We start from the raw sequence: 19,220 nt of genomic DNA, 5'->3' as shown, positions 1-19,220 counted from the left end.
TCAAAAGCGAGTCATTTAATAACGGCTTACCGCCGTCTGATTGCGATTTTTCGCCGTTTCCAACACAACAACAGCAAGGCGGTAAACCACCACACCAAACCAGAAGGAAGTGGGATCTGGTTTGGAACCTGCCGTAAATCGGTGGCGAATAGCCGCTTGCTTTCCTCCTGACTCAGCCCTTCCACCGCCAGCGCCGACGTTACGGTATGGGTGGCATCAATAAAACCGCCATTTAAACCAAAAGCCTGTACTTGCGTCCATAACCAGAACTTGTCACCGGTATCCACGTCGAAGTTGATGGTCAGGGAGCCCATAAATGGATTTTCTAAATCGGAGTCAATCATCTCCAACATATGGCTCATGAAGGCTGCCGTCGTCTGTACGTTACCAAAGTCAAAGTTAAACGGCACGTCATACGAGAATTCCATGTCCTGACTCACCCCAAACGTCAGCCCCAGCGAATAGTCATGCACCTCTGTTGCCCCCGGGATCCCCCACAGCGCATACGAATTAAAAAAGTCAAAATTGACGCTGTAACTCAGCGTTTGTGCCGCGCCCAGCCATTGGTACTCTGTCGCAGCAAAACCATTGACCGAATTGCGTTCCAGCGCGTCTGATGATGATTTTATTTTGATTTCCGGCAGGCCAAGATTGTCCGCATCCAGCGTTACTTTGCCGTAAAAATCGCCATCGATACTACCGATTTCTGCATTGTTGGCACCAAAGGCGATTGCGGCCTCCGTGGTTCCAACTTCGGCTAAGGTGTAAGGCACGCCAGCTGGCAGCCCGGGACGTTTAGGACTGCCGTCCGCGTTGTAAAAATTTCGCTGAAAAGACCCGTTAAAATGGCAGGCGATGTCAGTACCAAAACTTTCCACTTCATAAATAGTTTTGATAGCTGCGCCCCAATTGCTACTGAAATTGGGATCGGCCAGACCAGGACAACTTCGTTGGTAACTGCTGATTTCAGTAAATTGCGAAATGACTCCGGCCTTGGCCGGAAATGTCAGGCTACCTGTGACTGCAAAACTCAGGATAGCCAGCCAAAAACCCTTACGAGTGATTAACATAGCTCCTCCACCTTGCTGTTTCAGCGCCCAAGCCGGGCACTGTTTCGGGGAGTACATAAGCAAAAACTAAACCAAATGCAAAATCTGCAACAAAATGAGGGTGTTTATTTTTTAGCCAACTTTGAGCGTCATAAAAATGCAAAAAAAGCTGACAGCTATTGCATAGTTTTTGCGTATTGCTGAAGGAGTTGAACGAGGTCAAGACAGCAGCTGTTGTTCCGAAAAAGGTCCGAAAAAGGTCCGGAAAATCAACAATTCGGTTACAGCTGCCGTTCTTTAATTAGCACACCAAATGTCTATTTGGAAAGTACGTGCGCAACCACTGCATTTGCATGGCCGTGCCCCATGCCATGCGCCGATTTCAGCAGGTTCACAATTTCCATATGCTTCATTGCCCGGTTCGTTTCCACAATCGAAATCCAATACTGAATGGGTTGACCATACTTAGTTTCGATGGAAGGGAAATAGCTGGCGGGACCTGTTACTTTTTCCGTTGCTGACATCACGCTATCCTCTGCTTTAACTCAACAGTGGCGGACTGTTGACCGATTTTGTCTATTTTTACGCCAATTTAACTATTTTTTCTACAAGTTGGCAACTGTGCTATCGAGTGATTATCCAGCAGCAGCTCATCACGCAAGGGCATGAAAACCCCGGCCAATCAAACTCCAACCAACACAAACTTAAGATAACGCAAACTTAAAATAACGAAAACTCATAGGCTTCGCTAAGCAGTGTTTCTATTTCTTTCAGTTCATGCAGGCTGCCAATTTTAGCCACATGGGTAAATTGCCGGCCATCGTCAACGACCTTGATAAAGATCGGATTATCGATCCTCCGTCCAATATGGATCGCCACCCGCACCACGTCTTTCATGATTGATAGATCAGCAAATATGCGCACGCTACGAAACAGCACATAGCGATCTTTGGCAATAGTTTCAACTTTGCCAAGTTTGTTCACAAAGTCGGCAATCGCCTGATAAACCTCGACCACCGATTGCGGCCGATCCCGAATGACGTCCGCAGAATTGCCCGCATCACAGGCGTGCCGCTGATTTTTGCGGCTAAACTCCCGGCTGCATTGTGGACACTGCCACTGTGACGGAGTCATTTGGCGGGTTACCCGTATCGCCGTTTGACACTTTGCATCGAATTCACAATCAACTGCTCCAACACGGCCATATCAAGGTCGGCCAGTTGTTTAAAGTACAAGCAGGATTTACTCATCTTGTGCTTACCGAGCCTGGCAAACAACGGCTCGTCGTCATTCTCACAACTCAGATAAACCACCAGCTCGCGACCACGGATCGCAAAGCCTGCCAGCGGTGCCTCGCCACTGCGGCCGCTGTCGTAGGTGTACCGGTAGGAGTCAAAACCGACAATACTGGGACCCCACATCTTCGGTGGTTGTTGGGTTAGCCTTTCCAGCAGCGCCAGCAACACCTGACAATCCGCAGCCTGCTGCACATTGGCGCGTGAGGCGATGTAGGCATCAATGCTGGCATCGGTGGCTTTGGTTTTATTTTCTGGCATCGAAGGCTCCTTCACCACTTTTTAAACGCATTGGCAGTTCGTGAGAACCCCTTTGGCGAAAAGATAATATTCAAATGCTGGCACACCGTTGGATAATCCTAGCTCAAAACTGGAAGCTGGAAAAAAAGACAACCGCAGCCGGACAGCGGTGGCTGAAACATCAGGCCACACAATTAATCTTCCACGGCACGCCAAACCGGTCAACCACAATGGCGTAACAAGGTGACCAAAAGGTCTGCTGCGGCGCCAGGATCACCTGACCACCCGCTTGCAGCGCATTAAAAATAGCTTCGACTCTGGCTTTTGAATCAACACCAAGCAACACACAAAAGCCGGTAGGTGTTTGGTATTGATCCGGGGCAACATCCGCACCGGCAATTTCAACACCCTCGATGCAGATATTGGCGTGCAAAATTTGTTGCCCACGATCTTCAGCACCCGCATCTGCAGTCAGACGAGATAGCGGGACCGGAGAATCTTTCAGCCGCAACATGGTGCCAATGCTGCCGCCAAGGTGATCGGCGTAGAAGTGAAACGCTTCCTCACACTGGCCGTTGAAGTTGAGATGAAATGATAAGCTCATGCCGGGAATATCCTTTTTGCTTTTCTGAAAATCTGATCCCGCCCATATGCACGCAGTGAAGGCTAAACCGCGTCTGCCGGAAAAATGCACTCAAACTCTTGAAAGACAACCGGCATGTCAGGCTGAGGCTCATAGCCAGTCCCTTGGAGCTCGTGATGGTAATAGTCCCAATGAACCTTGCGCCACCAATCAAGCGTTCCGTCCCCCTCACCTTCAATTCCTGCATGGTGCACAGTGATCTCGTTGAACGGAAGGATCTGCACTTTGGTGGTGCGGATAATACACACTGCCTTACCGTTCCAGTCCGTCACAATATTCAGATCACCTTCATGGGGCAGAGCCTCACCGCTACTCTCAAAAAACCACAACGATGGTGATGTTGCGCGCTTAGTGCCGCTCAAGACCAACTGAGCACACTCATGAGCATCGGCCTCGTTGTCGCAGAAATGCCAGGCTTGTGGCGCATCAACCGGGTATTGTGATGGTTGAGACTGACACGCAAGGTAGTTGTCCCACATAAGTTTTATTGATCGGTGCATAGTCATCTCCCGGTAGCATGACGCCGGCCACACAGGCCGGGCGATCGCAATGCCCAGACCAATACAGCTTTTTGCATTCGGCGACTGTGCATCCTTGTTAGGGTTTTACTTTATAATTTTCCTGAAATAATTATCAAGGGAAATAGAAGAATGCCTTGTTTCAGATGTTTTTCCAGAACTTTTAGCAGATTTTTGTCCAAAATATAATTTTTCACTATCAATGTATACTAAAGTGTAATTCGGAGGGGTATCTCGACCACCTGAATTATAAGTAAAAGTTTCATTTAGAACATAAGTTTCAATACTCTCATCACTTATTATTTGACCTCTAATATCAAATTTCGAGATATCCATAGCATCGAACATCATTGAATTACATCCCGTATCGTTTGGATGAAAATACTCTGTTCGATAAGTGGATTTCAGCGAATAATCTATACTTAGCTTAATTTTGACATCCCATGCATCTTTTAACTCGTCACTCGCAATTTATTGTAAGCAGAGAATTCTTTCTCTCAAGATGTATTGGATGATTTTTATTGAAAGTCGCTTGTTAACTCTTTATTAGCCGCCCCCCCCTCAGAACCACCACAAGAAGACAAGACCATTGATTAAAAGGCTATAGCTATCCATACATTTTTCATTTTCACTCCATGAATTTAACGCTAAGCTTTGTTCTGGCGATTGTTATGCATAATTTAAGCGCTGTGTTCTTTATATAAACACAGTAAAATTTTCTCTAATGAATAAAAGAAAAGTAGTAAAACAATATTTAGACCCAAAATCACTATTCCCCAAATAAATCCTTGATCGCCTGAGGTATATACCCAAAATCATTGAAGATTCGGGTAGGCGGCAACTGAACGAATCCCCAGGAGCATAGTTGTCCTATGTGACTGGGGTGAGTGAAGGCGGCCAACAACCCCGAATCTTCAAGGATGACGGGTATATTCGAGACCAAGTTCAAAATGACAATCTATTTTTGAATTAACTAAAAACCAATTTGCAAATATCGCAAAACCAAGGAATACGAGCAAACACGCTGCAGATTTTCTTCTGTATTGGTGAACGATAGATTTGATCTTTTCTTCAGTCATAAAGCTGATTCCCTTCCGCTATGCATAACGCCCAAATTTAGTGCTGTTTGCTGGCGATAAAATTTGTTTGTGATGCGCCTTGCTCTCAATCCCACTTAATACCATAATTAGGTATTTTTTGGTATTCGGAGAACTACACATGGCCAAGAACACAAGCATAACTATTGGAGAACACTTTGAGGGCTTTATTGCAAGCCAGATCCAAAGTGGGCGTTACGGCTCAGCGAGTGAAGTCATTCGCTCAGCGCTACGCTTACTCGAAAACCAAGAAACCAAACTTAACTCACTTCGTCAACTACTTGTCGAAGGCGAACAAAGCGGTGACGCAGAATATGATCTCGATAGCTTTATCAATGAGCTTGATAATGAAAACGCTCGATGAAGCCATTTAATCTCACTGTTGCTGCTAAAGCCGATTTACGAGATATCGCGTTATTTACCCAGCGTCGCTGGGGAAAAGAGCAACGAAATATCTATTTAAAACAATTTGATGATTCATTTTGGCTTTTAGCAGAAAACCCCGATATCGGTAAAACATGCGATGGAATCAGAATCGGATATCGTAAATTCCCTCAAGGCAGCCACGTCATCTTTTATCAACAGATCGGAAGTCAACAAATTAAAATCATCCGTATTCTTCATAAGAGTATGGATGTTAATCCGATACTTGGCACATAACGCTAAGTTCAGCGGCAGTTTGTGAGTTGCGCGTTGTGGAATACTTTTGCGAAGCAAAACCACATAAGCGCGACTTACAAACTGTCCAGTGGAGGCGAAGCCGTAACGGTGCTGCAACGCCTTGTTGGACGAAGCCGCTCTGCGGCAGAGATGATCTTCAACTGTACTTCTTTTGCCCTTCAATGATGAAGGTAATCTGAGGAGTGCTGTCATGAACATCAACGACCAAACCCGATTTAACAATTTGTATCAAGAATATCTTAATGCGTTAACCTTGCAAGGGAAAAGTCCGAAAACCGTTGATATGTATAGCCGCTACCTGCGGCAAATTTCTCTGTTTTTTGATACCTGCCCCGATGCGCTCACCGCCGCTGAACTTAAAGGTTATTTCCTGAAATTGGTTGCAACCAAATCCTGGAGCGCCGTTAAAATTGCCCGGAACGCCATCCAGTTTTTTTACCGTCATGTGCTGAATAAACCCTGGGATTGGATCCCGATTGTGAAGCCACCGGTGGTGCAACCACTGCAAGATGTGCTCTCGCCCTCCGAAGTCGCTGCCATTATCAATGCCACCCGGGAATTGCGTTATCAAACCTATTATTGGGTGACTTACAGCTTGGGGCTGCGCCTGAGTGAAACTCTCAATCTCACGATTGCTGATATTGACAGTCACCTGATGCGGGTACATTTGCGCTTTACTAAAAGCAAAAAAGACCGTTTTGTGCCCTTGCCGCAAAGCACCTTAGCGGCACTGCGTCGTTATTGGGCGACCCATCGTCATCCCACCCTGTTGTTTCCCGGCGGCAAAGCACCTCACTTTCGTGACGGTAAACCTATGGTGATGGATAAAGGTGGAGTCCAAAAAATCATCTGGAATGATTTTTAACAGCCGAAGGCTGGCCCCGAAGGGGTGAGCGCAGGGAAAGCACGAATAAAAAGCTATTAAAATCGTGGCAAAACAATGTGGTATTAGCAAAAACGTGCATGTGCATACCTTAAGGCATTCCTTCGCCACCCACTTGTTGCAACGGGGCGTTAGTTTGCGTGCCATTCAAACACATTTAGGTCATGCCAGCCCCATCACCACCGCACGCTATACCAGAATGACTGAGGAAGTGACGCACAAAATGGCCTGGAGCCATTTTGAACATCCGCAGGATGGTCCGAAGGATGAAATACAGGGATGTATTTCATAAAATAGTGCATTGATGATTAATGACATGCTCAGCCTCCTGCACATTCAGTGGGCTGACGCTAGGGCTACGGAGGCTGATGATGATGAGTAGCTTAGCCACCATTTTACGCGAGCAACAGTCGAACCTGATCCGCGACTATGGCGCCCGGATGCACGCCGTGCACCACAGCGCTATTACGCATATTCTTGCTTGCCATACCCCACAATGTGGTGAGATCCACAGCCATTGTCAGGGTTGCCAGCGGGATACCGTGCAGTATTGCTCTTGTGGCGACCGTTTTTGTCCGGCTTGCCAACATAATGCCAACAGTGACTGGCTTGCCCGGCAACAACAAAAACTGTTGCCGGTTCACTATTATCTGGTGACCTTTACGGTACCGCGGCAACTGCGCCCCTTTATCTGGCATCACCAGTGCTGGGCTTACAAAGCGCTATTTGATTGCGCTATGGCCACCTTGCAAGCCTTTTTTATGCGCGATAAAAAGCTACAAGGTAATGCTGGTTTCACCGCCGTGCTGCATACCCATGCCCGTAACCTGGATTATCATCCGCATGTGCATCTGATTGTGCCTGCAGGTTGTTTAAACCCGCGACATAAAATATGGCGGCAGAAGCCCGGTAAATACCTGTTCAACCCCGATAACTTAGCCAAGGTGTTTCGTGCCAAGTGTATTCATGCGCTGAAGCAGGCCGGTTATCACTTACCCGACCCATGCCCTCAGAAATGGAATGCCGATTGTGAACATGTCGGCAGTGGCCAAAGCGCCTTAACCTACCTTGCACGCTATTTGTACCGCGGGGTGATTAGTGAAAACAACATCCTGTCTTATCAACAAGGCATGGTGACGTTCGGGTACAAAAACAGCACCACGAAGCAATATCAACGCATCACCGAGCCTGCCGTCGATTTTTTATGGCGGGTGCTACAGCATGTTTTACCCAAAGGATTTCGGCGAACCCGCGACTATGGTTTTTTACATGGCAATGCCAAACGTACCTTATTGCGTATTCAATTACTGCTCAAAGTTCGGTTATCACCACCACCCAGCCGGCAACTGAGCAAAAAGTGTTGCCCATGTTGCCAAGGCCCGCTGCAAATAATCTGGTGTAGCGCAGCCTCAATAGCAAAACAAACGGCAGAGCTCAAACGAACGAACTGAGTGAACGATCTAAGGAATGGAATGCGCCAGAGCACAGGATGCGCTTCGCCCGAAATGAAAAACTCTCAACCAGGAGGTGAATAACGGCAAGATAGAAATATAAAAGCAGGACCCAGATTGCGGTTGGCAAAACAGGCGATCATGACCTGACTTGGCCCAAATTTAATACGACTGTCCAGCGCCGCAAAAGCCACAGAGGCGACCATCGATATATCTACTATATAAGCTGATCACCCAAACACCGGGCTTGTCCAACAACAGGATTAAATCGCGGCTGCGCGCGACCTATCCTTGTTTATTAGCCTTGATCATGCCCAGAATCGGGCTCTTGCCGTAAAGGAGAGCTTTCTGCAAGAGGTATTTCTGTTGAGCTATTTGGCATCATGGAAAAAAAGGCATCTGCACGTTGAATGAATGACGCAACATCACCTTCATAAACCTCGTTCATGACAAGTGAACAATTTTCTCTAGTGATACTGTCCATGACCGCCTGATCCCATGAGCGCTTACATTCCCAATACTTCACAAATTTTGCTGTAGGGGCAGATGTCTGATGCTCTCTAAGGCGTTGATCAAGATTATCGGTGAAGCCAATTTTAACTCTGTTAGGCATTAGTTCCGGGATTACTTGGATAATGTAAAAATATCCAAACCGACGAAAAGAAAACTCATTTTCCTCACCGCCACCTATTTCTTCGCTTTTTGATTTGTTTTCAAAAAAGGCAACAAACGTATTTGCCTCTTCTTCAGCGACACACTGCGTGAGCGCACCTTTGCTACCTTGAATTTTTAGCTTTTTAACCGTAGTACCTAATTGATCTCCAAATTTGGAGATCGTCCGGCGCACCGTGTCATACGAAACACCCAAACGTTTCGCTAGGTCATAAAAGCTCACATAATCTGTCACGAAATCTCCTTCAAGGCTAACAACTTAATAAAATGGACAAAACCCGCAAGACGCAAATTCTGCTGCATTCTTTCATGAATTTTACTCAAAAGAAGTTAACCTTTAACCCACATAAAATCAACCACTTCCACCCAAGTAAACCAAATCAACCCAGCTCAACAACGGTTTCGTGCCCGCGAGACGGTGGCAAAAAAACTCAGTTAAACTACTGTATATAACAACAGTTGATTGCAGGTGTATTATGGCTTCTCCATTTTTAGATTTTGTCCGCGAGCGGATGATGTTACAGCGCTACGCCAAACGCACTATTGAAACCTATTTGTATTGGATTAAGTTTTTTATTTTATTTCATAAAAAACAACATCCTGCCGATTTAGGTGATGCCGATGTGGAACGTTTTCTGTCTTTTCTGGCGAACGACCGTCAGGTGGCAGTTAAAACTCAAGCCACTGCTCTGAATGCATTAGTCTTTTTATACCGGCATATTTTGCGTAGACCTCTAACCATTCAACTCGATTTTAATAAAGCCCGCACGCCACAAAAATTACCGGTGGTACTCACCCGGCTTGAGGTGCAGCAACTTTTATTCGGCATCGATCCGCGTTACAAATTACTGGCGCAACTTCTCTATGGCAGTGGCTTGCGATTAATGGAAGCGGTGCGACTGCGAGTGAAAGATATCGATTTTGACTATCTGTCAGTGATGGTCTGGCAAGGCAAGGGCAATAAGAACAGGCGGGTGACGCTGGCACCTGAGCTTATCCCCGCCCTGCGCGCACAGATCAAAAAGGTTGATGAGTATTTTCAAGCCGATCTGCTCAACCCCGATTATGCCGGCGTCTGGTTGCCTTTTGCCCTGGCGCGCAAATACCCGGCCGCACCAAAGTCATTAGCCTGGCAGTATTTGTTTCCTTCTTACCAATTGAGTCAAGATCCAGAATCGCGTCTAATCCGCCGACATCATCTTGATGAAACCACCTTGCGCCGCGCCATTAAATCAGCTGCTTATTTAGCAAAGATCCAAAAAAATGTCACTTGCCATACTTTGCGTCACTCCTTCGCAACGCATCTTTTAGAAGCCGGTGTCGATATCCGCACTGTTCAGGAGCAGCTTGGCCATAGTGATGTAAAAACCACTCAAATTTATACCCATGTGTTGCAGCGTGGTGGGAATGCAGTGAAGAGCCCTTTGTCTTTGTTGTTGCAAACGTGACAAAAAACAGATGTTCAGTGACGATTTTTATTGATGCGCGTTTGTTCGATGGCGCTTCGCTTATCGAACCTACAATTCGAGCCTACGGAATTATTTTGTATACCGCTCTGGTATATTTACCGATAAAAAAACCGGCGCTATTGCTGGCGCCGGTTTTGACTTTCAACTATACCTAAGAATATCAATAAATACTTATAAGCAGTTGATTTTATTAACGATAATCTTCCGGGCTAGGACAAGCACACATTAAATTCCTGTCCCCATAAACGTCATCAATCCGTGAAACGGTTGGCCAGAACTTGTTGTCGGCGACGTATTGCGCCGGGAATGCGGCGTATTGACGGTCGTAAACGCGATCCCAGTTGGCATCGAAAATATCGGCCATGGTATGTGGTGCAAAGTGCAGCGGGCTGTTGTCTGCGGTCCACTCGCCTGCTTCAACCCGGGCGATTTCAGCACGAATAGCAGTCATCGCTTCGATAAACTTGTCCATTTCCACTTTGGCTTCAGATTCAGTGGGTTCAATCATCAACGTGCCGGCAACCGGGAACGACATAGTCGGTGCGTGGAAACCGTAGTCCATTAAGCGTTTGGCGATGTCCATTTCGGTCACGCCAGTGGCTTCTTTTAATGGACGCATGTCGATAATACACTCGTGCGCCACGCGGCCGTTGGCACCTTTGTACAATACCGGGAACATCGGATCCAGCTTGGCTGCCATGTAATTGGCGTTTAAAATCGCCATTTCAGTGGCTTGACGTAAACCGTCAGCGCCCATCATTTTGATGTACATCCAGCTGATTGGCAGAATGCCAGCGCTACCAAATGGTGCGGCCGAAACTGCGCCGTTATCCGCGCCAGTACCAGCAATTTTCACGACAGCGTGGTTTGGCAGGAACGGAGCCAACTGTTTTTTGACGCCGATTGGACCCATACCCGGGCCGCCACCGCCGTGTGGAATACAGAAAGTTTTGTGCAGGTTTAAGTGCGATACGTCAGCACCGATAAAGCCTGGTGACGTCACGCCAACCTGGGCGTTCATGTTCGCGCCATCCATATAAACCTGGCCGCCGTGTGCGTGAATAACGTCACACAGTTCGCGAATTGATTCTTCAAACACACCGTGCGTTGACGGGTAAGTCACCATAATGGCAGCTAATTTGTCAGAAACCGCTTCGGCTTTGGCTTTTAAATCAGCCATATCGATGTTGCCGGATTTATCACAATCCACCAGCACCACTTCAAAGCTCGCCATCGCTGCTGTCGCCGGGTTGGTACCGTGCGCCGACACCGGAATTAAGCAGATGTTGCGGTGTGAATCACCACGGCTTTCATGGTACTTACGGATAGCAATTAAACCAGCGTATTCGCCTTGTGCGCCAGAGTTTGGCTGCATCGACATTTGGTCGTAACCGGTGATGTCTACTAACCAATCAGCCAGTTCGCCGATCATCTGGTAATAACCTTCGGCCTGATCTTTTGGCACGAACGGGTGTAACGACGCAAATTCTGGCCAGGTCACCGGGATCATCTCGGCAGTGGCGTTTAATTTCATGGTGCAAGAACCTAATGAAATCATCGCGTGGTTTAAAGCTAAGTCTTTGTTTTCCAGCTTTTTGATATAACGCAGCATCTCAGTTTCACTGTGATACTGGTTAAATACCGGGTGCGTTAAGTACTTCGACGTCCGCACTAAATCAGCTGGGATAGAGTTTGAACCTTTGGCAACAATAGCACCGTCCAGGGCTGCTACATCTAAACCGTGACCGGTACCGAAAACTACATCAAACAGCTTGGCAATATCAGCCGCAGAAGTTTGCTCGTGGAAGCTAACGCCTAAAGTATCGGCTAAATCGGTACGGAAGTTCACGCCAGCAGCTAATGCACGGGCTACCACTTCGCTACGATTGGCAACAGCAAAAGTCACAGTGTCAAACCAGCTGTTGTGCTTCAGCGCCACGCCTTTGGCAGTTAAGCCAGCTGCGAAGATGTCAGCTGAACGATGGATCCGCTCGGCGATATTTTTCAATCCTTGCGGGCCATGGTACACACAGTAAAACGACGCCATATTGGCCAGTAATACTTGTGCAGTACAGATGTTGGAGTTGGCTTTTTCGCGGCGGATATGTTGCTCGCGCGTTTGCATCGCCATCCGCAGTGCCTGATTACCACGACGGTCTTTTGACACACCGATAATGCGGCCTGGCATGGAGCGTTTGTAATCATCACGGGTGGCGAAAAACGCTGAGTGAGGGCCACCAAAAGCCATTGGCACACCAAAACGCTGCGCTGAGCCCAGCACCACGTCAGCACCTAATTCACCAGGTGAGGTTAACAGCAACAGCGCCATTGGATCAGTTGCTACTGCAACAATAGCTTTTTTCGCTTTTAAATCAGCAATTAGCTGGGCATCGTTGCGCACTTCACCGGTGGTTGACGGGTATTGAATAAGCGCACCAAATACATCGTGATTCACTGCATCAGCCGCAGAGCCTACGATAGTTTCAAAACCAAACATTTCAGCACGGGTGCGAACCACATCAATAGTTTGTGGATGTACGTCATCGGCGATGAAATAAGTGTTTGATTTGTTCTTGGTAACACGTTTGGCCAGCGCCATTGCTTCGGCAGCGGCGGTCGCTTCGTCCAGCAAGGAGGCAGAAGCCAGTTCCATACCGGTTAAATCTAATGAAACCTGTTGGAAATTCAGCAGCGCTTCTAAGCGGCCCTGAGCAATTTCCGGCTGGTAAGGTGTGTACGCGGTGTACCAGCCCGGGTTTTCCAGCACGTTACGCAGAATGACATTCGGCGTATGCGTTGGGTGGTAACCCATACCGATGTAAGAGGTAAACATTTTATTTTTGCTGGCCGCGGCTTTTAAGTACGCCAGCGCATCCGCTTCTGTGGTCGCTTCGCCGGTTGCCAGAGGCGTAGTCAGACGAATACCGGCAGGTACGGTCTGAGCAATCAGCTCTTCGACACTGCTGACACCCAGCTCAGAAAGCATGGAGGCAGTTTCAGTAGCGTTCGGGCCGATATGACGGGCGATAAAATCAGTTTGATTCGCAAGTTGCGACAGGGTTTTCACAGAAGTGGTCATGCCTGGAATTTCCTAAAAAGCTTAACGGGGGCAACGGTTTGGCGCTGCAGACTTTATCAATACGCGACTAAAATCGACTTAGCCCAAACCATTACTAATTTAACTACTAAAACGCTTTTACCCTTTCGGGGATCCCCATAGTCTTTGATCACGGGGATAAAACAAAACCCCGCTGGTTGGCGGGGCTTCGTTCATTTTTCAAATTTATTCGGCGATAGAAGCGGCGTAACCGGCAGCATCTAATAAACCAGCCAGTTCGGCTTCGTCAGATGCTTTGATCTGGAACATCCAGCCATCACCAAATGGCGCGCTGTTTACTGTTTCCGGAGAATCGTTCAGCGCGTCGTTGACGGCAATGATTTCGCCTGAAATTGGCGCGTAAATATCAGAAGCGGCTTTTACTGATTCAGCAACAGCAACATCGTCGCCCTGAGCAACAGTGTCACCCACGTCTGGCAATTCAACAAACACCATATCGCCTAACAGGTCTTGCGCGTGTTCTGTGATGCCAACGGTGTAAACGCCGTTACCTTCGCTGCGAACCCATTCGTGTGATGATGCGTATTTTAATTCTTGTGGGATAGTGCTCATGTTTGTTCCTCAGACCTTATTCGCTATTTAATATTTGTTGTTTTTGGCCGGTTCCGGCGTTTTGCAAAAGACACCGGCCAATGCAAAGCTAGTTTAGATGACTTTTTTGCCCATACGTACAAATGACGGTTTCACCACCTGTACCGGCACTAATTTACCACGGATATCCACTTCTGCTGTGTCGCCAGTCGAAGCCGGTACACGGGCCATCGCAATACTGTAACCCAGGGTTGGCGAGAAAGTACCTGAAGTAATTTCGCCTTCGCCGCCAGCAACAAGCACTTTTTGACCATGACGCAGCACACCTTTTTGCTCCATCACCAGACCAACCAGCTTGAAAGTACCAGCCGCACGTTGTGCTTCCAGCGCGCTACGGCCAATAAAGTTACGGTCGCTTGGTTCCCACGCGATGGTCCAGCCCATGTTAGCAGCCAGTGGTGATACCGTTTCGTCCATATCCTGGCCGTACAGGTTCATACCCGCTTCTAAGCGCAATGTGTCACGAGCGCCTAAACCAGCAGGTTTAACACCGGCATCCAGCAGTTGTTGCCAGAAATCAGCGGCAGCGCCGTTTGGCAGAGAAATTTCGTAACCATCTTCACCGGTGTAACCAGTGGTGGCGATAAACAAATTACCGGCTTGCACGCCAAAAAATGGCTTCATGCCAGCAACAGCAGTTTTTTGCTCATCGGATAATAAGGTAGCCACTTTGGCTTTGGCGTTCGGGCCCTGTACTGCGATCATCGCAAATTCAGGACGCTCGGTGACAGTAACGTCAAAGGCTTTGGCCTGGGCGTTGATCCAGGCGAGGTCTTTTTCGCGGGTGGCAGAATTCACCACTAAGCGGAAGAAGTTTTCAGTCATGAAATAAACGATTAAATCGTCAATCACGCCACCAGCTTCGTTTAGCATGCCGGTGTACAGCGCTTTACCTGGTGTGGTTAATTTGGCAACGTCGTTGGCGACTAAATAACGCAGGAATTCGCGGGTGCGCTCGCCGGTCAGGTCAACAATGGTCATGTGAGAAACGTCGAACATGCCAGCATCGGTGCGGACCGCGTGATGTTCTTCAATTTGAGAGCCGTAATGCAGTGGCATATCCCAGCCATGGAAATCGACGACTTTAGCGCCAGCTTCGAGATGTTTGCCAATTAACACAGTTTGTTGAGCCATCTGTACCATCCTCTGCGCTGATGTGGGCACCAGCTATTGTCATAGGGTAGTAAAGGTACTGCAGTTCCAGCTTGTCTGACAGCATGCCACTTTTACCCTTCATCCTTGAAGACGCGGGGTTGTTGCCTTCGCTCGTTCGCCCCAGTCACATAGACAGCTATGCTCCTGGGGACTCACTCACTCGGCGCCTACCCGCATCTTCAATGCTTTTGGGTAAATATCACTGCGGCTTCTGCCCGGCAATTTTGCTGAATTCCACAGCATCATTACGGGTATCGCTAAAAGATGGCGCGGATTATAGCCGATGGGTTCAGCTGCAAACAGCCCCATTTTCATTAGATTTAATAATGCGACTACAACTCAAAATGGCGCTTTGTATACCTTATATTATCGTTTTGGCATTAAAGTTTTATGACGTCAGGCCTTGCCAGCTGCGGCAAGTCGCCACTGTTGCCAAGTGCAGCAGCCATGATTTTTTCCTTCAGCAATGGCAGTTGATTGGTTAAATTCATCCCGACAGCTCTGACCAGCTTCGGTAGTTTCAACTGGCTACCAAAGCCGCGTTTAAACAGCTCCATCGCTGCAATCATTTGTTGTGCTTCACTTTTTCGCCAGCGTTCGTACTGGCGTAACATACGGTGTTCTGCCAGCGGCAAATGACCGGCCAATTGTCGATTGATTAGTTCTGCTAATGCAGCAACGTCCATCAGCCCCAGGTTCATGCCCTGCCCGGCCAATGGATGAATGGTATGCGCAGCATCGGCCACCAACACCGTTTGCTGGCGAAACCATTGTTTAGCGTAGCGCATGGTCAGCGGATAAACCGCCCTATCTCCAACCAATTCCGCCACGCCGAGCACGGCATTGCTGGCGGCAGTGAGCTGTTGGTTAAAACTTGGCGTATCGAGTGCTAATAAGGTGGCTGCTTGTTCTGGACTGGTGCTCCAGACAATCGAACATAGATGTGGGTCGGCCAGCGGCAGCAGCGCTAATGGCCCGGTCGGTAAAAACACTTGGCGCGCCGTTTGTTGATGGGACTCAACGGTGCGGATAGTCGCAACCAGCGCATGTTGCTCGTAATCCCAAAACGCAATCGGCAATTGCAATTGTTGGCGGACAAACGAATTGGCACCATCGGCGCCGACTAGCAACTTTGCCAGCAGCATTTGACCATCGGCCAGCTGCAGCAGATTTTGCTCGTCGCCGGCATTGATCTCTTTAATTTTTACCGCAAAGCGGCAGTTGATTTGCGGCAACTGTTGCACCCGCGCATACAACTGCTGCCGCAATTGTTCGTTATCAACAATAAACCCCAGTGCATCGTGACCAAGTTCAGCCGCATCAAACTGAATCCTGGCAAAGCTATCGGCTTCCCACACTTCCATCCGCTGATAGGCTGGATTGGCCGTCAGTTGCGGCCACACCGCCAATTTTTCCAACAACCTTTTTGATGCCAGATTCAGCGCACTAACCCGCTGAAAATGAGCTTGTTGTGGCAACGGTGCTGGGCCTTGATCGAGGAGCTGAATAGATAAATGCTGGCTGTGTTCACCGGTTGCCAGTAACAAAGCTAAAGTCAGACCGGCACTACCGCCGCCTACGATCACTACATCTGAAGTTTGCATGCGTTATGGCGCCGCCTTTTGTTTTGCTGAGAGATTGGTTGTGATTGGATTGGTTGTGACTGATTTGCTTGCTGCTGGATTGCCCGACAACAACAATGACTCTAGTTGTTGCTGTTGCCGTAAAATTGGGCTTAACCCCATGCTTTGCTTGGCGAACTTGGTTTTAAGTTCTGGGCAGTTCATCAACGCCGTTAAACCGAGGCTGCGCCCCAAGGCTATTAAACGACTGTTATTGGAAAACAGCCGCACCAGTGTATCGGTAAATTGGATCACCTGGCTGATATCGGGTTGGCGCAGCTGCTGATAAGCTCGGGTCACGGCATAACAGCCAACATCGGCGGGTTTATCCGAAGTTAATTGTGTCGCGATCAGGCCAGTAATAGCAGCGATATCACGCAGCGCCAGATTAAATCCCTGCCCGGCGATCGGATGCAAGTTATGCAAACTATTACCGCAAAGCAGCACCCGATGTCTGGAAGGTTCAGCGCTGTACTTAAGCGTAAGCGGATATAATTGCCGCTGACCAACCTTTTGAAACACGCCGGCTCTATAGCCAAAAGCTTGTTGTAATTGCTGTAAAAATTGCTCGTCTGGCAGTTGTAGTATTTGCTGTGCTTGCTGTGGCGGCAAGGTCCAGACCAGTGAATAACGCTGCTTGGTTAATGGCAATAAGGCAATTGGGCCATCTGCAGTAAAACGTTCAAAAGCAATGTGTTGATGCGTCTCAGCCAGCCCGACATTGCTAATAAGTGCCGCTTGGCTATAAGGCTGCTGGGTCAACTCCATCCCCGCCAGTTGCCGGGTTGGAGAATCACCACCTTCACAGATAATCAGCAGTTTGGCAGTAATTTCGACGCCACTTTGCAGCTGCAAAATTTGCTGCTCTGGGCTGGTTTGCAGGTTATGGATGCGATCCGGTCTAAACCAATGCAAACGGCCTTGCGCGCTAAATTTTTCTAATTTGGGGTATAACAAAGCGCCGAGCCATTCAATTTCCAGCACTTGTCCCAGGCTTTGCCGGTTAAATTCCGCCGCGTTTAAATAAGTTTTGCCAAAATGACCGCGATCCGACACCTGAATTTGCTGGATGGCACAAGCGTTTGCCGCGATTTCCGACCATAAGCCCCATTGCTGCAGCAATTCAACACTGCCCGCGGCCAAGGCAATGCTGCGGCTGTCAAAGCTATTGGCTGGCGCCTTGGTCGATTGATCCGTGCCAGGTTCGGCTACTTGTTCAACAATGGCCAGCCGCAACGACGGGTGTTGCGACAGCAAAACCTGCGCCAACATAGCGCCAGTCATACCACCACCGGCAATCACCAAGTCAAAATTCTGCCCGCCTGAATTCACAGCACTTCCTTTAGGTTATCGATGAGACACCATCGGCTTATCCGGCCATCAACTGTTCGATGGCGCTGATTTCTTTCGGCACAGTTTCGGTCAGATTCAGATGCCCTGCTGTAGTCACCAGCAAGTCGTCTTCAATTCGTACCGCGAGGCCCCACCATTTCGGATCGCAATCGGAGCCGGTTGGAATATATAAACCAGGTTCAATCGTCAGCACCATACCGGGTTCAAAGGGACGTTCGACATCGTTAACTTTATAAGCGCCAACATCATGTACGTCGAGTCCGAGCCAATGGCCGAGGCCGTGGATAAAATACTTTTTACAGGCGAGTTCAGTGATTAACGTCTCCAACGCACCGGTTAAAATACCTAGTTCTAACAAACCTTTAGTGAGCTCAAAAATAGCAGCTGCCAGCGTATCTTTGCTGCTATTACCCGGTTTTACCGCAGCACAAGCGGCATATTGCGCGTTAAGAACGACCTGATAGATCGCTGCTTGCTCAGCGCTGAATTTACCGTTGACCGGAAAAGTACGGGTGATATCGGCGCTGTAGCCTTGTAACTCGCAACCAGCGTCAATCAGCACTAAATCGCCGTCTTGAAGCTGCGCATTGTTGTCGGTGTAATGCAAAATACAGCCGTTTTCGCCGCCACCGACAATCGTGTTATAGCCACATTCGCGCGCGCCTTGCATGCCAAAATGATGGCGAATGGTTGCCTCTAACTGATATTCCCACATGCCTGGCTTGCAGACTTGCATCGCTTTCGCATGCGCTTCGGCACTGATTAAACCGGCTTGGCGCATCAACGCCACTTCGGCTTCGTCTTTAAATAACCGCAGTTCGGCAATCACTGGCCGTAAATCAAGGATTTGCGTCGGCGCGGCATAACCGCGTTTTGGGTATTTGCGCAGCGTCGCCAAAGTGCTGCTCACCAGCACATCAAATTCCGGATAAGTCCCCTGCGCATAAACCAAGGTAGTTTTTTGGTTTACGGCATTGAGTAACTCAGTATCCAGCGCAGTATTGGCAATGGCGGGCAAACCAAATTGCAAAGCCGCCTGTTCTGGGCCAAACCGCCGGCCTTGCCAGATTTCAGCCATTTGATCTTTGGCCCGGCACAGCAGTAATTCGATGATGTCGCCGGATGCAGTTTTTTGGATCATTAACAGGGCATCAGGCTCAGGAAAACCGGTTAAGTAGGTAAAGTCACTGTCCTGCCGAAAGGCAAACTCGGTATCGCGGCTACGGGTAATTTCTGCAGCCGCTGGCACTAACAGCACTGAATTTAACGGTAAACTGGCCGCCAGACGGGCGCGGCGCGAAGCAAAATGGGCAACGGACATTAACTCACTCCGGACTAAAATGCGGTGTTCAAACTGAAAAAATTGCTTAAATAACCACTTGA

At 48.4% G+C, this 19,220-nt stretch carries 20 protein-coding genes; 6 read left to right on the top strand and 14 right to left on the bottom strand.

Annotated features, from left to right (window positions below; genetic code table 11):
• Window positions 1–26: 26 nt before the first annotated feature.
• The 7 genes from EOE67_RS13290 to EOE67_RS13260 form a co-directional block, all read right to left on the bottom strand.
• A complete protein-coding gene (locus tag EOE67_RS13290) occupies window positions 27–1,070 on the bottom strand; it encodes a hypothetical protein (protein WP_127699689.1) in 1,044 nt (347 codons plus the stop codon).
• A 296-nt stretch (window positions 1,071–1,366) separates the two neighbouring features.
• A complete protein-coding gene (locus EOE67_RS13285) occupies window positions 1,367–1,573 on the bottom strand; it encodes a DUF4287 domain-containing protein (protein WP_127699687.1) in 207 nt (68 codons plus the stop codon).
• 196 nt (window positions 1,574–1,769) lie between these two features.
• Window positions 1,770–2,183: a DUF5655 domain-containing protein gene (locus EOE67_RS13280; protein WP_127699685.1), complete on the bottom strand. Its 414-nt coding sequence runs from the start codon at window positions 2,181–2,183 to the stop codon at window positions 1,770–1,772.
• Between the two features lie 8 nt (window positions 2,184–2,191).
• Entirely contained in the window at window positions 2,192–2,605 is a 414-nt protein-coding gene (locus tag EOE67_RS13275) for a DUF1801 domain-containing protein (protein ID WP_127699683.1), read from the bottom strand.
• Between the two features lie 160 nt (window positions 2,606–2,765).
• The gene (locus EOE67_RS13270) at window positions 2,766–3,188 is read right to left on the bottom strand and encodes a VOC family protein (RefSeq protein ID WP_127699680.1); all 423 of its coding nucleotides are present in this window, start codon (window positions 3,186–3,188) and stop codon (window positions 2,766–2,768) included.
• 62 nt (window positions 3,189–3,250) lie between these two features.
• Window positions 3,251–3,727 carry an ASCH domain-containing protein gene (locus EOE67_RS13265; RefSeq protein WP_164852330.1) on the bottom strand — a complete coding sequence of 159 codons (477 nt, stop codon included), beginning with the start codon at window positions 3,725–3,727 and terminating at the stop codon, window positions 3,251–3,253.
• A 105-nt stretch (window positions 3,728–3,832) separates the two neighbouring features.
• Window positions 3,833–4,096: a hypothetical protein gene (locus EOE67_RS13260; RefSeq protein WP_127699676.1), complete on the bottom strand. Its 264-nt coding sequence runs from the start codon at window positions 4,094–4,096 to the stop codon at window positions 3,833–3,835.
• An 867-nt stretch (window positions 4,097–4,963) separates the two neighbouring features.
• Between EOE67_RS13260 and EOE67_RS13255 the strand changes: the two genes are divergently transcribed.
• The 5 genes from EOE67_RS13255 to EOE67_RS13235 all read left to right on the top strand — a co-directional run bounded on the left by EOE67_RS13255 (window position 4,964) and on the right by EOE67_RS13235 (window position 7,857).
• Window positions 4,964–5,206, top strand: a complete 243-nt coding sequence (locus EOE67_RS13255; RefSeq protein WP_127699674.1) for a type II toxin-antitoxin system ParD family antitoxin — start codon at window positions 4,964–4,966, stop codon at window positions 5,204–5,206.
• Window positions 5,203–5,502 (top strand): type II toxin-antitoxin system RelE/ParE family toxin, encoded by a 300-nt coding sequence (locus tag EOE67_RS13250; protein WP_127699672.1) that lies wholly within the window; start codon window positions 5,203–5,205, stop codon window positions 5,500–5,502. Before EOE67_RS13255 ends, EOE67_RS13250 begins: the two co-directional genes overlap by 4 nt.
• A gap of 211 nt (window positions 5,503–5,713) precedes the next feature.
• Window positions 5,714–6,388 carry a site-specific integrase gene (locus EOE67_RS21000; protein ID WP_127699670.1) on the top strand — a complete coding sequence of 225 codons (675 nt, stop codon included), beginning with the start codon at window positions 5,714–5,716 and terminating at the stop codon, window positions 6,386–6,388.
• 64 nt (window positions 6,389–6,452) lie between these two features.
• Complete coding sequence (locus EOE67_RS20995) at window positions 6,453–6,698, top strand: tyrosine-type recombinase/integrase (RefSeq protein ID WP_276317444.1); 246 nt, start codon at window positions 6,453–6,455, stop codon at window positions 6,696–6,698.
• 79 nt (window positions 6,699–6,777) lie between these two features.
• On the top strand, window positions 6,778–7,857 hold the full coding sequence (locus EOE67_RS13235; protein WP_206099588.1) for an IS91 family transposase: 1,080 nt from the start codon (window positions 6,778–6,780) through the stop codon (window positions 7,855–7,857).
• A gap of 298 nt (window positions 7,858–8,155) precedes the next feature.
• Here EOE67_RS13235 and EOE67_RS13230 read toward each other — a convergent pair whose 3' ends face one another.
• Window positions 8,156–8,764: a GIY-YIG nuclease family protein gene (locus EOE67_RS13230; RefSeq protein WP_127699665.1), complete on the bottom strand. Its 609-nt coding sequence runs from the start codon at window positions 8,762–8,764 to the stop codon at window positions 8,156–8,158.
• A 241-nt stretch (window positions 8,765–9,005) separates the two neighbouring features.
• On the opposite strand from EOE67_RS13230, the gene EOE67_RS13225 reads away from it, so the two are divergent.
• Window positions 9,006–9,977: an integron integrase gene (locus EOE67_RS13225; RefSeq protein WP_127699663.1), complete on the top strand. Its 972-nt coding sequence runs from the start codon at window positions 9,006–9,008 to the stop codon at window positions 9,975–9,977.
• A 211-nt stretch (window positions 9,978–10,188) separates the two neighbouring features.
• On the opposite strand, the gene gcvP is transcribed toward EOE67_RS13225, so the two are convergent.
• The 6 genes from gcvP to pepP form a co-directional block, all read right to left on the bottom strand.
• On the bottom strand, window positions 10,189–13,077 hold the full coding sequence (gene gcvP, locus EOE67_RS13220) for an aminomethyl-transferring glycine dehydrogenase (RefSeq protein ID WP_127699661.1): 2,889 nt from the start codon (window positions 13,075–13,077) through the stop codon (window positions 10,189–10,191).
• A gap of 204 nt (window positions 13,078–13,281) precedes the next feature.
• Window positions 13,282–13,668 (bottom strand): glycine cleavage system protein GcvH, encoded by a 387-nt coding sequence (gcvH, locus tag EOE67_RS13215; protein WP_127699659.1) that lies wholly within the window; start codon window positions 13,666–13,668, stop codon window positions 13,282–13,284.
• A gap of 93 nt (window positions 13,669–13,761) precedes the next feature.
• Window positions 13,762–14,841: a glycine cleavage system aminomethyltransferase GcvT gene (gene gcvT, locus EOE67_RS13210; protein WP_127699657.1), complete on the bottom strand. Its 1,080-nt coding sequence runs from the start codon at window positions 14,839–14,841 to the stop codon at window positions 13,762–13,764.
• Window positions 14,842–15,242: 401 nt separating this feature from the next.
• Window positions 15,243–16,466 (bottom strand): FAD-dependent monooxygenase, encoded by a 1,224-nt coding sequence (locus tag EOE67_RS13205; protein ID WP_127699655.1) that lies wholly within the window; start codon window positions 16,464–16,466, stop codon window positions 15,243–15,245.
• A gap of 3 nt (window positions 16,467–16,469) precedes the next feature.
• Window positions 16,470–17,816 (bottom strand): 2-octaprenyl-6-methoxyphenyl hydroxylase, encoded by a 1,347-nt coding sequence (gene ubiH, locus EOE67_RS13200; protein WP_240652815.1) that lies wholly within the window; start codon window positions 17,814–17,816, stop codon window positions 16,470–16,472.
• 37 nt (window positions 17,817–17,853) lie between these two features.
• On the bottom strand, window positions 17,854–19,158 hold the full coding sequence (gene pepP / locus EOE67_RS13195) for a Xaa-Pro aminopeptidase (RefSeq protein ID WP_127699653.1): 1,305 nt from the start codon (window positions 19,156–19,158) through the stop codon (window positions 17,854–17,856).
• Window positions 19,159–19,220 lie beyond the last annotated feature (62 nt).

The sequence above is a fragment of the Rheinheimera riviphila genome (assembly GCF_004005945.1).
GTDB classification, from domain to species: Bacteria; Pseudomonadota; Gammaproteobacteria; order Enterobacterales; family Alteromonadaceae; genus Pararheinheimera; species Pararheinheimera riviphila.
Note: the sequence above shows the minus strand (reverse complement) of the source record. Positions and strands in the feature narration are given on the sequence as shown.

What these genes read in the sequence shown, in the direction of transcription:
- EOE67_RS13290 (WP_127699689.1), bottom strand. Translation starts at nt 1,070, where the DNA reads ATGTTAATCACTCGTAAGGGTTTTTGGCTGGCTATCCTGAGTTTTGCA.
- EOE67_RS13285 (WP_127699687.1), bottom strand. Translation starts at nt 1,573, where the DNA reads ATGTCAGCAACGGAAAAAGTAACAGGTCCCGCCAGCTATTTCCCTTCC.
- EOE67_RS13280 (WP_127699685.1), bottom strand. Translation starts at nt 2,183, where the DNA reads ATGACTCCGTCACAGTGGCAGTGTCCACAATGCAGCCGGGAGTTTAGC.
- EOE67_RS13275 (WP_127699683.1), bottom strand. Translation starts at nt 2,605, where the DNA reads ATGCCAGAAAATAAAACCAAAGCCACCGATGCCAGCATTGATGCCTAC.
- EOE67_RS13270 (WP_127699680.1), bottom strand. Translation starts at nt 3,188, where the DNA reads ATGAGCTTATCATTTCATCTCAACTTCAACGGCCAGTGTGAGGAAGCG.
- EOE67_RS13265 (WP_164852330.1), bottom strand. Translation starts at nt 3,727, where the DNA reads ATGCACCGATCAATAAAACTTATGTGGGACAACTACCTTGCGTGTCAG.
- EOE67_RS13260 (WP_127699676.1), bottom strand. Translation starts at nt 4,096, where the DNA reads ATGATGTTCGATGCTATGGATATCTCGAAATTTGATATTAGAGGTCAA.
- EOE67_RS13255 (WP_127699674.1), top strand. Translation starts at nt 4,964, where the DNA reads ATGGCCAAGAACACAAGCATAACTATTGGAGAACACTTTGAGGGCTTT.
- EOE67_RS13250 (WP_127699672.1), top strand. Translation starts at nt 5,203, where the DNA reads ATGAAGCCATTTAATCTCACTGTTGCTGCTAAAGCCGATTTACGAGAT.
- EOE67_RS21000 (WP_127699670.1), top strand. Translation starts at nt 5,714, where the DNA reads ATGAACATCAACGACCAAACCCGATTTAACAATTTGTATCAAGAATAT.
- EOE67_RS13235 (WP_206099588.1), top strand. Translation starts at nt 6,778, where the DNA reads ATGATGAGTAGCTTAGCCACCATTTTACGCGAGCAACAGTCGAACCTG.
- EOE67_RS13225 (WP_127699663.1), top strand. Translation starts at nt 9,006, where the DNA reads ATGGCTTCTCCATTTTTAGATTTTGTCCGCGAGCGGATGATGTTACAG.
- gcvP (WP_127699661.1), bottom strand. Translation starts at nt 13,077, where the DNA reads ATGACCACTTCTGTGAAAACCCTGTCGCAACTTGCGAATCAAACTGAT.
- gcvH (WP_127699659.1), bottom strand. Translation starts at nt 13,668, where the DNA reads ATGAGCACTATCCCACAAGAATTAAAATACGCATCATCACACGAATGG.
- gcvT (WP_127699657.1), bottom strand. Translation starts at nt 14,841, where the DNA reads ATGGCTCAACAAACTGTGTTAATTGGCAAACATCTCGAAGCTGGCGCT.
- EOE67_RS13205 (WP_127699655.1), bottom strand. Translation starts at nt 16,466, where the DNA reads ATGCAAACTTCAGATGTAGTGATCGTAGGCGGCGGTAGTGCCGGTCTG.
- pepP (WP_127699653.1), bottom strand. Translation starts at nt 19,158, where the DNA reads ATGTCCGTTGCCCATTTTGCTTCGCGCCGCGCCCGTCTGGCGGCCAGT.